Here is a 13,848-nt window from a genome sequence, read left to right as displayed (position 1 = left end):
CAGATGCCGGACCATGAACAGGCGACATGGCATTTCGATGGCCGCAACCCGGCCCGACATCATGCATGACGCGGCGCGGCAATGGCAACGGCGGACGGGAGGCCGCTGCGGCCTCCCGTCGCCTCGGCGGGTCGTCAGGCGGCCGCGGCGAGGCCCGGAGCGACGGCGAAGCTCGCCTCGGTATTGGCCTTGATCTCGTCGAGGGTCACGCCCTCGGCGATCTCGAGCAGCGTCATGCCGCCGCCGCCCTTCTTGTCGATGGCGAAGACGCCGAGGTCGGTGATCACGAGGTCGACGACGCCGGCACCGGTGAGCGGCAGATTGCAGCGCTTCAGGAGCTTCGGCCCGTCCTTGGCCGAATGCTCCATGACGACGACCACCTTCTTGACGCCGGCGACCAGGTCCATGGCGCCGCCCATGCCCTTCACCATCTTGCCGGGGATCATCCAGTTGGCGAGGTCGCCGTTCTCGGCCACCTGCATGGCGCCGAGGATCGACAGGTCGATATGGCCGCCGCGGATCATGGCGAAGCTGTCGGAGGAGGAGAAATAGCTCGTGGTCGGCAGTTCGGTAATCGTCTGCTTGCCGGCATTGATGAGGTCGGGATCCTCCTCGCCCTCGAAGGGGAAGGGGCCCATGCCGAGCATGCCGTTCTCCGACTGGAGCTGCACGCTCATGCCGGCGGGGATGTGGTTGGAGACGAGCGTCGGAATGCCGATGCCGAGGTTCACGTAGAAGCCGTCGCGCAGTTCCTTGGCGGCGCGGGCGGCCATCTGGTCACGGGTCCAGGCCATGGTCTCGTCTCCTTGTCAGGCCGCCTTCGGGCGGGTGGTGCGCTGCTCGATGCGCTTCGCCGCGTTCGGCACGTGGACGATGCGCTTCACGAAGATGCCGGGCGTATGGATCGCGTCGCCGTCGATCTCGCCGACCTCGACCAGGTGCTCACACTGGACGATGGTCATGCGCGAGGCGGTGGCCATCATCGGGTTGAAGTTGCGGGCGGTCTTGCGGAAGACGAGGTTGCCCTCCTTGTCGGCCTTCCAGGCGTGGACGAGGGAGATGTCGGCGAAGAGGCCGCGCTCCATCACATAGGTCTCGCCGTCGAACTCGCGGACCTCCTTGCCCTCGGCGATCACCGTGCCGACGCCGGTCTTGGTGAAGAAGGCGGGGATGCCGGCGCCGCCGGCGCGGATGCGCTCGGCGAGGGTTCCCTGCGGGTTGAACTCGAGATGCAGCTCGCCGGAGAGGAACTGCTGGGCGAAGAGCTTGTTCTCGCCGACGTAGGACGAGATCATCTTGGCGATCTGCTTGGTCTCCAGCAGGATGCCGAGCCCGGCCCCGTCGACGCCGGCATTGTTCGAGATGACCGTGAGGTTCTTGGCGCCGGAATCGCGCACCGCCTCGATCAGCACGTCCGGAATGCCGCAGAGGCCGAAGCCGCCCGACATGATCGTCATGCCGTCCTTGATCTGGCCGGCCAGGGCCTCCCTGGCGGAGGAATAGACCTTTGAACTCATCGCGTATTCGCCTCTCAGCGGGCCTCGACGGCCTCTGGTGAACCTGTGCCGCAGCCGGTTGCAGCCGACCGGCGGACAATGGTGGATTTTCCGCAGTGCATCAAGGATGAACCGCTCGTCAGGTCGCCCGGCTAGAGCCCCATCGCCCGCGGCAGCCACAGGGCGAGGTCCGGCACCGCCGCTACCATGGCCATGGCGAGCGTCATGGCGGCGACCATCCAGATCACCCAGGGGATCGTCGCCTCCATCGGCACCCGCGCGATCTTGCAGGAGACCATGAGATTGACGGCCACCGGCGGGGTGAACTGGCCGATGGCGATCATCATGGTGAGGATGACGCCGAACCAGACCAGGTCCCAGGAGAAGGAATTGGCGATGGGGATGAGGATCGGCAGCAGGATCAGGTAGATCGAGATGCCGTCGAGGAACATGCCGACGATGATGAGGAGGACGACCAGCAGGGCGAGCGTCCCCGCACCGCCGAGGCCGAGGCCGACGATGGCGTCGGCGATGGGCTGGACGATGCCGAGCGTCGAGATCGACCAGGCGAAGACCGAGGCGAGCGCCACGACGATGAGGATGACGGCGGAGAGCTCGCCGGCCTCCACCAGCATCTCGTAGACGTCGCGAAGGGTCAGGGTGCGATAGACGAAGAAGCCGATGAACAGCCCGTAGGCGACGGCGATGACGGCGGCCTCCGTCGGCGTGAAGGCGCCGATGCGCATGCCGCCGAGGATGATGACCGGGGCCATCAGCCCCCAGATCGCCTCCTTGAACGTGCCCCAGATGGTCAGCGCATCGCTGGTGGTGCGGGTCTTGCCGCCGAAATCCTTCAGCCAGGAGATGACGAGGATCGGCACGATGATGGCGAGGCCGGCGAGGATGCCGGGGATCATGCCCGCGGCGAAGATGGCCGGGACCGAGACGCCGGGCACCATCACCGCATAGATGATGAAGGCGATGGAGGGCGGGATGAGGATGTCTGTCGCCGCCGCCGCGCCCACCGTCGAGGCGATGAAGGCGCGGGGATAGCCGTCCTTCACCATGGAATCCGTCACCACCTGGCCGACCGCCGCCGACGTCGCCGGGCCGGAGCCGGAAATGCCGCCGATGACCATGGCGACGAGCACCGAGACGGTGGCGAGCGCGCCCCGCCCCGCCCCGACCAGGGCGGTGGCGAAGCGCACCAGCCGCAGCGCCACGCCGGTGCGGTCGAAGACGGCGCCGACCAGCACGAACATCGGGATGGCGATGAGCGGGTATTTGGCGATGCCGGCATAGACGTTGGTGGGCATGGCCATGATGCTCTGCCCGGCGAGCCAGATGGCGAGCGCGCCGGCGAGGCCGAGCGAGACGCCGACCGGCACGGCGGCGATGAGCATGACCGCGAAGGCGGCGAACAGAATGAAGGCGGTCATGCGTCCTCGCCCCGGGCGAGACGCAGGATGCGGCCGGCGGCCCGCGCGATCACCGCGATGGAGAGCAGCGGCAGCATGCCCGTGTAGAGCCATTGCGGATTGCCGAGGCCGGGCGAGAGGACCTCGAAGCGGTATTCGTCCCAGGCGAGGCGCCCGCCATGGACGAGGAGAATGCCGAAGCAGACGATCACCAGGACCAGGGCGGCGATCTCGCAGGCCCGCCAGCGCGCCGGGGACATGGCGTCGACCAGCACGCCGATGCGGATGTGCCGCCCCGTGGCGACGGCGAGCGACGAGCCGATCATGGTCACCACCACCATCAGCACCACCGAATATTCCTCGGTGAAGGCGAAGGAGACGTTGGTGAGATAGCGCACCACCACGTTGCCGAAGGTGATGAGGGCCATGGCCGCCATGGCGGCGGCGATCAGGATTTCCTCGAGCCGCAGCGGCACGCGGGTCTTCGGGGACGGCGGCGGCGCCGTGGGGTCGCGGTCGACGGGCAAGGCGGGATGCTTTCGGCAGAAGAACGCAGCCGGCGGCCCACCGGCTGCGTCGCGTGTGGAGGGTCGAAGGTCAGCTCGCGGCGTTGGCCGCGGCCTCGGCCTTCTTGACGAGGTCGGCGCCGACCTGCGCCGCCCACTTGTCGAAGACCGGGCGGGTGGCCCGGGCGAAGGCGCGCTTCTCCTCCGCCGACAGCGTCACCGTGGCGACGCCGCGCTTGGCGAGTTCCTCGAGCGAGGACTTGTCGTTGGGGTCGAGCACGCCGAGGCCCTTGCGGGTGGCGCCGATCTGGACCTTGGCGGCGTCCCGCGCGCTCTCGCGCACGATCTCCTTGTCGGCCGCCGAGAACGTGTCCCAGACGGGCTTGGCCACATGGAACAGGCCGGCGTCGACGCAGTAGTTCCAGATGGTCATGTGCTTCTGGGCCAGCGCGTCCATCTTGAGGCCGAGGAACAGGTTGACCGGGTTCTCCTGGCCGTCGACGGCGCCGGTGGAGAGCGCCGGCTGCAGGTCGGCGAAGGACATCTGCACCGGGTTGGCGCCGAGGCCGTTGTAGATGTCGGCGAAGATGGCGCCGGCGGCGAAGCGGATCTTGAGACCCTTCAGGTCTTCCGGCTTCTGGATCGGGCGCTTGGAATTCGACAGCTCGCGGAAGCCGTTCTCGCCCCAGGCGAGCGGCACCACGTCACGGCTCTCCATCACCTTGAACAGCATCTGGCCGACCTCGCCGCCGACGATGGCGTCGAAGGCCCTGTGGTTCGGCATCAGGAAGGGCAGCGAGAACAGGTTCATCTCGCGCACCTGCGGCGAGATGTTGATGGTGGAGGAGACGGTGAAGTCGATGATGCCCTGGCGCATGGCCACGAGCTCGCGGGTCTGGTCGCCGCCGACGAGCTGCGAGCCGGGATAGACCTTGACGTTGATGCGGCCGTTGGTGCGCTGGGTCACCATCTCCGCCCACTGGAAGGCGCCTTCCGACAGGGCGATGGGCCGGTTGCCGACGACGGAGAGCTTGTACTCGGTCTTCAGCGTCTGGGCCTTCGAGACCCAGGGAGCCATGACGGCGGCACTGAGGCCGGCGACCGCGATGCGGCGCGTGACCACGAAATCCTTTGCGCGCTCCGACATGGTGCGCCTCCTTCCCTGACGATGCGTTTCTCTCGGCGATCCGGACGTCTGCGGTCCGGTATGGTGCGGGATCATGGGACGAGCGCGGGGGCGCTGGCAAGAGCCGGCTAGCGGCCGTTCGTCCGATGGGGCGCGGAGGCGCCGGGCGAGCCTCTCCCGAACGGGAGACGGACAGGCCGATTTCGCGCCGCTGCGACGCTTCGCCATCCTCCGAAGGGCTGAATCCGGCCGATTTGGCGCCGGATCGCATTGACCTCGCCGTACCCATGCGTAGGTTCTGAGCCGAACGGGACCCGCTCCCGTCAAGGAACGCATCGGTGTCGAAGACGGCTGAAGCCGCACGGCGCCCCAGGGGAGGACTTGGCGGTGTCGCCACAGCATTCGGCCGCGCCCGTGCGGCCTCCGGCCGCTCGTCTCGACGTGGAGAATCTCTCGCTGCAGTTCGGCGGCGTGAAGGCGCTCGACGGCATCGATCTTCACGTCGCCCCCGGCTCGATCACCGCGCTGATCGGCCCGAACGGCGCGGGCAAGACCTCGGCCTTCAACTCGATTTCCGGCTTCTACACGCCGAAGACCGGCACGGTGAAGCTGGACGGCGAGGACATCACCGCCGTTCCCGCCCGCGACCGGGCGAAGCTGGGACTCGCCCGCACCTTCCAGAACATCGCGCTCTTCCGCGGCATGACGGTGCTCGACAACATCAAGCTCGGCCGCCACGCGCACCTGACCACGGGGGTGTTCGACGCCTTTCTCTACTGGGGCAAGGCAAGGCGCGAGGAGATGGAGCTGCGCGCCGAGGTGGAGCGCGACGTCATCGACTTCCTCGAGCTCGACCACATCCGCAACGTTCCCGTGGCGATCCTGCCCTACGGCCTGCAGAAGAAGGTCGAGCTCGCCCGCGCCCTCGCGATGCGGCCGCGCATCCTGATGCTCGACGAGCCGGTCGCCGGCATGAACCGCGAGGAGACCGAGGACATGGCCCGCGCCATCCTCGACGTGCGCGAGGAGTGGGGCGTGACCGTGCTGCTCGTCGAACACGACATGGGCATGGTCATGGACATTTCCGACCATGTCTGCGTGCTGAACTTCGGCCGCCGCATCGCCGCCGGCACGCCGGAGGAGGTGCGCAACAACCCGGACGTCATCAAGGCCTATCTCGGTTCCTCGGGCGATCCGCGCCGGGTGGCCGAGGGCAGCGCCCCGATCGGCGAGGTGGCGTGATGGCGATCGAATTCATCGACGTCGTCGAGACGAGCCTCGCCGGCCTCGGCACCGGCTCGCTGATGGCGCTCACCGGGGTTGCCTTCGTCATCATCTACAAGGCCACCAAGGTCATCAATCTTGCCATCGGCGAGATGCTGATGATCGGCGCCTTCGTCTTCTACGGCTTCTCGGCGGGTCTCGCCCTGCCGATCTGGGCCTCGGTGCCGCTGACGCTCGCGGTCTCGGCCGCCATCGGCGGCGTCATCGAGCGGACCATGATCCGCCCGCTGCTGAAGGACAATCCGGTCTCCGTCTTCATGGTGACGATCGGCCTCACCTCGGTGCTGATCGGCGTCGTCGAGCTCATCTGGTCGGCCGAGCCGCGCCGCCTGCCCGAGTTCCTGCCCTCGCAACCGATCATCATCGCCGACGCCTTCATTCCCTCGAAGACGGCCTATTCCTTCCTCATCGCCGCCGCCGCCATGGCGGTGCTGATCACCGTCTTTTCCTTCTGGCGCGGCGGCATCGCGCTGCGCGCCACCGCCACCGACCGCGCCGCCGCGTCTTCCGTCGGCATCGACGTGCCCGGCGTCTTCTCCTTCTCCTGGATGCTGGCGGCCACCGTCGCGGCGCTCGCCGGCATCCTCGTCGGCTCGGTCGGCGGCATCTCCTCGGCCATGGGCCTGTTCGGCCTCTCGGTCTTCGTCGTGGTGATCGTCGGCGGCCTCGATTCGATCCTCGGGGCCCTCATCGCCGGCCTCTTCATCGGCTGGCTGGAGGCCATGGTCGGCCGCTTCCTCGGCGGCGAGTTCAAGCTCCTCGCCACCTTCTCCATCCTGCTCGTCGTGCTGGTGGTCAGGCCCTACGGCCTCTTCGGCACGCATGAGATCGAAAGACTGTGAGCATGGCGCCGAAAAGTGGGAACCGGTTTTCGGGCAACGCCATGCGGGGGGCAGTGTAATGCGCGTCGGCACCGCCAAGGAGAGCTACGCGGCCGACGAGGGCCTGTTCAAGACCGACACCCAGAAGGTCTGGTTCGGCCTGCTCCTCGCCGCCCTCGTCCTCTATCCGCTGCACGGCTCCAACTACTGGATGTTCCTCGCCGTGCTGGTGATGATCAACGTCATCTCCACGACGGGGCTCAACATCCTCACCGGCTATACCGGCCAGGTCAGCCTCGGCCACGCCGCCTTCATGGCGGTGGGCGCCTACACGGTCGCCTTCTTCGACGGCCGCTTCGGCACGCCGGTGCTGCTCAACCTCGTCCTGGCGGGCGCGGTCGCCGCCGGCATCGGCTATCTCGTTGGGCTCCCCTCGCTGCGTATCAAGGGGCTCTACCTCGCCATCGCGACGCTGGCGGCCTCCGTCATCCTCGGCTTCGTCTTCCTCAACTGGACGCCGGTGACCGGCGGCCTGCGGGGCCTCAACGTTCCCACCGCCCGCATCGCCGGCATCGAGATGGCGACGCCGGACCGGCTCTACTGGCTGGTCATGCCCATCTGCGTCGTCATGGTGCTGGCGGCCAAGAACCTCTTCCGCACCCGCGTCGGCCGCGCCTTCATCGCCATCCGCGACCGCGACATCTCGGCGGAGATCATCGGCATCTCGCTGTTCAAGTACAAGCTGATGAGCTTCGCCATCTCGTCCTTCTATGCGGGCGTGGCGGGGGGCCTGTGGGCCTATCTGTTCCGCGTCGTCACGCCGGAGAGCTTCCCGGCGCTCGCCTCCATCTTCTTCCTCGCCGCCGTCATCGTCGGCGGGGCCGGCACCATCGTCGGCGGCATTTTCGGCGCCGTCTTCATGACGCTGATCCCGGAATTCCTGAAGCTGTCGGCGACGGCCCTCGTGCCGTGGTTCCCCGACGCCTCCATCTACCTCGCGCCGGTCCGCAACATCATCTTCGGCCTGCTCATCATCGGCTTCCTCATCTTCGAACCCATGGGGCTCGCGGAGATGTGGCGCAGGACGCGCCGCTACTTCGCCCTCTGGCCGTTCAGGACGTGAGCCCAACACGACAAGAACCGCCGCCAAGGCGGACCCGAAACCCCTGAGGAGACACCCATGACCCGTCTTTCCCGCCGTGCATTCCACCAGCTCGGCCTCGGCGCCGCCCTCGTCTCGACGGCGAGCGGCCGCGCCTTCGCCCAGGCCCCCGAACTCGTCATCGGCGCCGCCAACCCGATGTCCGGCGTCTTCGCCTTCGCCGGCGTCGAGGGCTTCGAGGGCGGCCGCGACCACTTCGAGTTCGTCAACAAGAACGGCGGCGTCGCCGGCCGTCGCATCCGCTACGTCAACGAGGATTCCGGCTACCGCGTCGACAACGCCGTCGCCATCTTCACCCGCATCACCTCGCAGCATCAGACGCCGGTCTTCTTCGGCGACTCGACCGGTTTCCAGAAGGCGATCAACCCCGAGCTGAACCGCCGCGGCACCACGGTCATGGCCGGCGCCTCCTTCGCCTCCGAGATCGACAACCCGCAGGCCTTCCCGAACCAGTGGATCCCGGGCCCGAACTATTCGGACCAGATGCGCGTGCTGCTGCGCTACATCGCCAGCCAGAAGAAGGGCGCCTCGGTCGTCTTCGTCCATTCCGACACCGAGTTCGGCCGCGATCCCATCGCCGCCGGCGAGGCCGAGGCCAAGCGCCTCGAGCTGAACCTCGTGGAGAAGATCGTGACCCAGCCGGGCTCGGTCGACGTCTCCGGCGACGTCCTCAAGATCCGCCGCCGCAACCCCGACTACGTCATCTTCCACGGCTACGTGCTGCAGCCGATTCCGGAATTCATGGCCCAGGCCCGCCAAGCCGGCATGACCTCGAAGTTCATGGGCACGTTCTACTCCACCGACACCGTGCTGATGAACCGCGCCGGCGCCGCCGCCGACGGCTACATGGGCGTCTCCGCCTACAACTTCGACCCCGCCGCCACCGGCACGCAGATCGACGCGATCCGCGCAGCCAATGCCGGCAAGACCCGCACCCACGCCTATTACCAGGGCTGGACCAACGCCATGCTGGCCGTCGAGGTGCTGAAGCGCACCCTCGCAGCCAACGAGGAGCTGAACGCGGTCAACATGATGAAGCACGCCCGCTCCATCAAGAACTACGACACGGGCGGCGTCGTCGGCGTGCCGATCACCATGACCGGCAACTCCTTCCCGCACGGCCGCGTCTACCAGTACAGCGCCGCCGACAAGATGCTGAAGCCGGCCTCCGACTGGATCACCATCTCCGCCAGCTCCTGACGTCGGCCGGGGCGGCCGCGCCGCGGTCGCCCCGCCATTTTCGCATCCGCAAGCGCCCGAGGGCTTCATGGCGACGACCGGCGACCTCATTCTCGAGGTGAACAATATCGAGGTGGTCTACGCGAAGGCCATCCAGGCCCTGCGCGGCCTCTCGCTCGCCGTGCCGAAGGGCAAGATCGTCGCCCTGCTCGGCTCCAACGGCGCGGGCAAGTCGACCGTGCTGAAGGCCGTCTCGGCCCTGCTGCCCATGGAGAACGGCCTGGTCACCGAGGGCCGCATCAGCTTCGACGGCGAGACGGTCGAGCAGAACGCACCGCACAAGCTCGTGCGCCGCGGCCTGTTCCACGTCATGGAGGGGCGGCGCATCTTCGGCGACCTGACGGTCGAGGAGAACCTCACCGCCGCCACCTATGCGCTGACCGGCCGCGACGTCGCGCCGGACTTCGACATCGTCTACCGCTACTTCCCGCGCCTCGCGGAACGGCGCAAGTCCATTGCCGGCTACCTGTCGGGCGGCGAGCAGCAGATGCTGGCCATCGGCCGCGCCCTCGTCGCCAAGCCCCGCGTCATCCTCCTGGACGAGCCTTCCCTCGGCCTCGCGCCGCTGCTGGTGGAGGAGATCTTCTCCATCATCGCCCGCATCAACCGGGAAGAGGGCGTCTCCATGCTGCTCGTCGAGCAGAACGCCTCCGTCGCCCTCTCCATCGCCCATTACGGCTACATCATGGAGACCGGGCGCATCGTCATCGACGGGCCGACCGAGAAGCTGATCGCCGACCGAGACGTGCAGGAATTCTATCTCGGCCTCGCCCACAAGAGCTATCGCGACATCAAGCACTACAAGAGGCGCAAGAGGTGGCTGTCATGACCGCGACCGTCCTTCCGCTCGACATGGCCCGCGAGGCGGCGAGCCCCGCCGCGGCCGATCCCGCCGCCGCCCTGCCGCCGCTCTCGGTGGTGCAGATGCTGAAGAAGCACGCGAGCGAGCGCGGCAACGAGGTGGCGCTGCGCCAGAAGCGCTTCGGCATCTGGCGGCCGACCACCTATGCCGAATACTGGCTGCGCTCCTGCCACGTCGCCCTCGGCTTCCGGGCGCTGGGCCTCGAACCGAAGGGGCATGTCGGCGTCATCTCCGAGAACCGCATCGAATGGGTGCTCTCGCAGATGGGCGCCGGCGTGCTCGGCGCCGTCACCGTCGGCGTCTATCCCACCAGCCCCTCCAACGAGGTGGCCTATGTGCTCGACCATGCCGACTGCACCATCGTCGTGTGCGAGGACCAGGAGCAGATCGACAAGGTGGTGGAGGCCCGCGCCGACCTGCCGAAGGTGAAAAAGATCGTCGCCCTGGAGGACCGCGGCCTCGCCGGCTACGAGCCGGGGCTGGTCATGACCTTCGACGAGGTCGAGGCCCTCGGCCGCGCGGAGTACGAGAAGAACCCGGGCATCGTCGACGAGCTGATGCGCGATCACCGGCTCTCGGACATTGCTCTATTGATCTATACATCCGGATCAACCGGCAAGCCGAAGGGGGCCATGCTCTCCTTCCGCAACATCCGCGCCGGCGCCAACGGCCTCCTCGACCGCTACGGCATCGGCACCGGCTGGACCGCGCTCTCCTACCTGCCGCTCTGCCACGTGGCGGAGCAGGCAACCACCGTCTTCGCGCCGCTCTATGCCGGCAGCCGGGTCGATTTCGGCGAATCCCTCCGCACCGTGCAGGAGGACCTGCGCGAGGTCGCGCCCACCAGCTTCCTCGGCGTGCCGCGCATCTGGGAGAAGATGCATTCGGGCATCCGGGTGAAGATGTACGAGGCGCGCCCCGTGCAGAAATGGCTCTACAAGACCGCCTTCGACCTCTGCGAGCCCTTCGCCGACAAGCCGCGGTCGAGCTGGTCACTGGCCGAGAGGGCCAAGTATGGCCTCGCCTACGTCACGGTGTTCCGGGCGCTGAAGAACGCCATCGGCCTCACCCGCTGCCGCATCGCCTTCACCGGCGCGGCGCCGATCTCGCCGGAGGTGATCCGCTTCTTCCGCACCATCGGCGTGCCGCTGGTGGAGATCTACGGCATGACCGAGACCTCCGGCGGCATCCTCGGCCAGACGCCCGACGACGTCGTCGTCGGCACGGTCGGCAAGGCCATGAAGGGCACCCAGGTCCAGCTTGCCGAGGACGGCGAGATCATGGCCCGCGGCGCCACTATCTTCGAGGGCTACTACAAGAACGAGGAAGCCACCCGCCAGACCATCGTCGATGGCTGGCTGCGCACCGGCGACGTCGCGGAGATGCAGGGCGGCCACTTCAAGATCATCGACCGCAAGAAGGACATCATGATCACCGCCGGCGGCAAGAATCTGTCGCCGACCGAGATCGAGCATGCGGTGAAGACGAGCCCGTTCATCAAGGAGTGCATCGTCTTCGGCGACCGGCAGAAATATGTCGCGGCCCTCATCCAGATCGACATGGAGACGGTCGGCAAATGGGCCGAGATGAAGGGCATCGCCTTCACCAACTACAAGAACCTGTCGCAGGCCCCGCAGGTGGTCGAGCTCGTCCAGCAGGCGGTGGACAAGGCCAACGAGACCCTCGCCCAGGTCGCCAACATCCGCCGCTTCGAGATCCTCGACAAGGAGCTCGACCACGACGACGGCGAGGTGACCGCGACGATGAAGGTGCGCCGCAAGGCCATCGAGGCGAAATACGCCGACGCCATCAAGCGCCTCTACGCCTGAGGGGGCGCTCCGCCGGGATGCCGGCGGGATGACCCGCGAGCCGGTCGCGGGAACCGGAGGCGCGGCGGGCGGACCCGATGCCTGTCGCGACCCTCCGCATCCTGCAACCCGGCCCCCCGCCCCTGCCCCATTCCCTGCCGCCGCGGAGCGCGCTAGCCTCCGGTCCAAATCGTTTGAAAAACGGAAGAGGACACGTCCATGCACATCCTGATCATCGGCGCCGCCGGCATGGTCGGCCGCAAGCTGACCGAGAAGCTGGTGAAGGACGGCGCGCTCGGCGGCAAGGCGATCACGGAATTCTCCCTCGTCGACGTGGTGGCGCCCGAGAAGCCCGCGGGCTTCGCCGGCAAGGTGACGAGCTGGGCGGTGGACATCTCGTTCCCCAACACCGCCGGCCCGATGATCGCCGGGCGGCCGGACGTCATCTTCCACCTCGCGGCCATCGTCTCCGGCGAGGCCGAGGTCGATTTCGACAAGGGCTACCGCATCAATCTCGACGGCACCCGGCAGATCTACGAGGCGATCCGCCAGGAGGGCGTCAAGGCGCCCTACCATCCGCGCGTCGTCTTCACCTCCTCCATCGCGGTCTATGGCGCGCCGTTCCACGAGTTCATCGAGGACGAGTTCTTCCACACGCCGCTGACCAGCTACGGCACGCAGAAGTCCATCGGCGAGCTGCTGCTCACCGACTATTCGCGCAAGGGTTTCTTCGACGGCGTCGGCATCCGCCTGCCGACCATCTGCGTGCGCCCCGGCAAGCCGAACAAGGCGGCCTCGGGCTTCTTCTCCAACATCATCCGCGAGCCGCTGGTGGGGATGGAGGCGGTGTTGCCGGTGGGCGACGACGTGGTCCACACCCATGCGAGCCCGCGCTCGGCGGTGGGCTTCCTCATCCATGCCGCGACGATGGACACCGCCCAGCTCGGCTGGCGGCGCAACCTCTCCATGCCCGGCGTGGTGGCAACCGTCGGCGAGCAGCTCGAGGCCCTGCGCAAGATCGGCGGCGAGAAGGCCCTGAAGCTGGTCAGGCGCGAGCCGGACGAGCTCATCATCCGCATCGTCTCCGGCTGGTCGCAGCGCTTCAACGCCAAGCGCGCGGCGGAGCTCGGCTTCAGGGCGGAGACGAGCTTCGAGGAGATCGTCCGCGCCCATGTCGAGGACGAGCTCGGCGGCAAGGTGGCCTGAGGGCGGCCGGTGACGGCAGCGGGCAGGCATGCGCTTCCCTTGCCGCCCGCCGCGTCGCACTGTGCGGCGATTCCCGCCGCCTGATGCCCGCCGATGCCGCCCATGCTGATCGCCCACCTGACCGATACCCACATCGTCCGCCCCGGCACCCTCTTCGCCGGCCGTTTCGACACGCTCGCCGCCCTCGACCGCGCCGTGCCGCGGCTCGCCGCGCTGCGCCCGCGGCCGGACCTGCTGGTGGTCTCCGGCGACCTCGCCGAGGAGGGAACGCCGGAGGTCTATGCCATCCTCGCCGAGCGGCTGGCGCGGATCGGCCTGCCCATGCTGGCGGTCCCCGGCAATCACGACGTGCGCGAGGCCATGGCCGCCGCCCTGCCGGAGGCGACGGGAACCATCGCGGGCGGCTTCCTGTGCAGCATGCGGGCGTTCGGCGCGGGCGTGGTGATCGGCCTCGACACGCTCGCCCCCGACGGGGCCTCCCATGGCGAACTCTGCGAGCGCCGCCTCGCCTGGCTGGAGGAGCGGCTGCGGGAGACGCAGGGGCGGGAGCGGCTGATCGTCATGCACCATCCGCCCTTCACGACCGGCCTCGCCGCCATGGACGCCATCGGTCTCAGGCGCGGCACGGCCGAACTCGCCGCCCTGCTCGCCGCCCATCCGGGCACCCAGGCGATCCTCTGCGGCCATGTGCACCGCGCCATCCAGGCGAGCATCGCCGGCGTGCCGATCCGCCTCGCGCCCTCGGCCTCCCACGCCATGGACTTCGACCTCGACCCCGCCGCGCCCTATCGATTCAAGCGCGAGCCGGCACAGTTCATGCTTCACCTCTGGGACCAGGGCGAGGGCGTCGTCAGCCACACGCTCTTCGTCGAGGAGCACCCCGACCTGTGAGCCGCACCGGAGCCGCGCCCGTGAGCACT

General features: G+C 68.0%; 13 protein-coding genes. 8 read left to right on the top strand and 5 right to left on the bottom strand.

Annotated elements, in window-relative coordinates; genetic code table 11:
• Window positions 1-134 precede the first annotated feature (134 nt).
• The 5 genes from C6569_RS20920 to C6569_RS20900 all read right to left on the bottom strand — a co-directional run bounded on the left by C6569_RS20920 (window position 135) and on the right by C6569_RS20900 (window position 4,567).
• A complete protein-coding gene (locus C6569_RS20920; RefSeq protein ID WP_106750676.1) occupies window positions 135-794 on the bottom strand; it encodes a 3-oxoacid CoA-transferase subunit B in 660 nt (219 codons plus the stop codon).
• Between the two features lie 15 nt (window positions 795-809).
• The gene (locus tag C6569_RS20915) at window positions 810-1,517 is read right to left on the bottom strand and encodes a CoA transferase subunit A (protein WP_106750675.1); all 708 of its coding nucleotides are present in this window, start codon (window positions 1,515-1,517) and stop codon (window positions 810-812) included.
• 131 nt (window positions 1,518-1,648) lie between these two features.
• Window positions 1,649-2,935, bottom strand: coding sequence for a TRAP transporter large permease (locus tag C6569_RS20910; RefSeq protein ID WP_106750674.1), 1,287 nt, complete (start codon window positions 2,933-2,935; stop codon window positions 1,649-1,651).
• Entirely contained in the window at window positions 2,932-3,390 is a 459-nt protein-coding gene (locus C6569_RS20905) for a TRAP transporter small permease (protein WP_215905770.1), read from the bottom strand. Before C6569_RS20905 ends, C6569_RS20910 begins: the two co-directional genes overlap by 4 nt.
• Window positions 3,391-3,511: 121 nt before the next feature.
• Window positions 3,512-4,567 (bottom strand): DctP family TRAP transporter solute-binding subunit, encoded by a 1,056-nt coding sequence (locus C6569_RS20900; protein ID WP_106750673.1) that lies wholly within the window; start codon window positions 4,565-4,567, stop codon window positions 3,512-3,514.
• 366 nt (window positions 4,568-4,933) lie between these two features.
• On the opposite strand from C6569_RS20900, the gene C6569_RS20895 reads away from it, so the two are divergent.
• The 8 genes from C6569_RS20895 to C6569_RS20860 all read left to right on the top strand — a co-directional run bounded on the left by C6569_RS20895 (window position 4,934) and on the right by C6569_RS20860 (window position 13,819).
• Window positions 4,934-5,788, top strand: coding sequence for an ABC transporter ATP-binding protein (locus tag C6569_RS20895; RefSeq protein WP_245898184.1), 855 nt, complete (start codon window positions 4,934-4,936; stop codon window positions 5,786-5,788).
• A complete protein-coding gene (locus C6569_RS20890; RefSeq protein WP_106750672.1) occupies window positions 5,788-6,672 on the top strand; it encodes a branched-chain amino acid ABC transporter permease in 885 nt (294 codons plus the stop codon). Before C6569_RS20895 ends, C6569_RS20890 begins: the two co-directional genes overlap by 1 nt.
• A gap of 58 nt (window positions 6,673-6,730) precedes the next feature.
• Complete coding sequence (locus C6569_RS20885) at window positions 6,731-7,774, top strand: branched-chain amino acid ABC transporter permease (RefSeq protein ID WP_106750671.1); 1,044 nt, start codon at window positions 6,731-6,733, stop codon at window positions 7,772-7,774.
• Between the two features lie 57 nt (window positions 7,775-7,831).
• On the top strand, window positions 7,832-9,013 hold the full coding sequence (locus C6569_RS20880; protein WP_106750670.1) for an ABC transporter substrate-binding protein: 1,182 nt from the start codon (window positions 7,832-7,834) through the stop codon (window positions 9,011-9,013).
• A gap of 67 nt (window positions 9,014-9,080) precedes the next feature.
• On the top strand, window positions 9,081-9,881 hold the full coding sequence (locus tag C6569_RS20875; protein WP_106750669.1) for an ABC transporter ATP-binding protein: 801 nt from the start codon (window positions 9,081-9,083) through the stop codon (window positions 9,879-9,881).
• A complete protein-coding gene (locus C6569_RS20870; protein ID WP_245898183.1) occupies window positions 9,878-11,743 on the top strand; it encodes an AMP-dependent synthetase/ligase in 1,866 nt (621 codons plus the stop codon). Before C6569_RS20875 ends, C6569_RS20870 begins: the two co-directional genes overlap by 4 nt.
• Window positions 11,744-11,941: 198 nt before the next feature.
• Complete coding sequence (denD, locus tag C6569_RS20865) at window positions 11,942-12,928, top strand: D-erythronate dehydrogenase (RefSeq protein ID WP_106750668.1); 987 nt, start codon at window positions 11,942-11,944, stop codon at window positions 12,926-12,928.
• 102 nt (window positions 12,929-13,030) lie between these two features.
• Window positions 13,031-13,819 carry a phosphodiesterase gene (locus C6569_RS20860; RefSeq protein ID WP_181313845.1) on the top strand — a complete coding sequence of 263 codons (789 nt, stop codon included), beginning with the start codon at window positions 13,031-13,033 and terminating at the stop codon, window positions 13,817-13,819.
• The last annotated feature ends 29 nt before the right edge of the window (window positions 13,820-13,848 follow it).

The sequence above is a fragment of the Phreatobacter cathodiphilus genome (genome assembly GCF_003008515.1).
In the GTDB taxonomy this organism is placed as follows: domain Bacteria; phylum Pseudomonadota; class Alphaproteobacteria; order Rhizobiales; family Phreatobacteraceae; genus Phreatobacter; species Phreatobacter cathodiphilus.
The sequence above is the reverse complement of the archived record's forward strand: the minus strand, read 5'-3'. Positions and strand labels throughout refer to the sequence as shown.

What these genes read in the sequence shown, in the direction of transcription:
- C6569_RS20920 (WP_106750676.1), bottom strand. Translation starts at nt 794, where the DNA reads ATGGCCTGGACCCGTGACCAGATGGCCGCCCGCGCCGCCAAGGAACTG.
- C6569_RS20915 (WP_106750675.1), bottom strand. Translation starts at nt 1,517, where the DNA reads ATGAGTTCAAAGGTCTATTCCTCCGCCAGGGAGGCCCTGGCCGGCCAG.
- C6569_RS20910 (WP_106750674.1), bottom strand. Translation starts at nt 2,935, where the DNA reads ATGACCGCCTTCATTCTGTTCGCCGCCTTCGCGGTCATGCTCATCGCC.
- C6569_RS20900 (WP_106750673.1), bottom strand. Translation starts at nt 4,567, where the DNA reads ATGTCGGAGCGCGCAAAGGATTTCGTGGTCACGCGCCGCATCGCGGTC.
- C6569_RS20890 (WP_106750672.1), top strand. Translation starts at nt 5,788, where the DNA reads ATGGCGATCGAATTCATCGACGTCGTCGAGACGAGCCTCGCCGGCCTC.
- C6569_RS20885 (WP_106750671.1), top strand. Translation starts at nt 6,731, where the DNA reads ATGCGCGTCGGCACCGCCAAGGAGAGCTACGCGGCCGACGAGGGCCTG.
- C6569_RS20880 (WP_106750670.1), top strand. Translation starts at nt 7,832, where the DNA reads ATGACCCGTCTTTCCCGCCGTGCATTCCACCAGCTCGGCCTCGGCGCC.
- C6569_RS20875 (WP_106750669.1), top strand. Translation starts at nt 9,081, where the DNA reads ATGGCGACGACCGGCGACCTCATTCTCGAGGTGAACAATATCGAGGTG.
- C6569_RS20870 (WP_245898183.1), top strand. Translation starts at nt 9,878, where the DNA reads ATGACCGCGACCGTCCTTCCGCTCGACATGGCCCGCGAGGCGGCGAGC.
- denD (WP_106750668.1), top strand. Translation starts at nt 11,942, where the DNA reads ATGCACATCCTGATCATCGGCGCCGCCGGCATGGTCGGCCGCAAGCTG.
- C6569_RS20860 (WP_181313845.1), top strand. Translation starts at nt 13,031, where the DNA reads ATGCTGATCGCCCACCTGACCGATACCCACATCGTCCGCCCCGGCACC.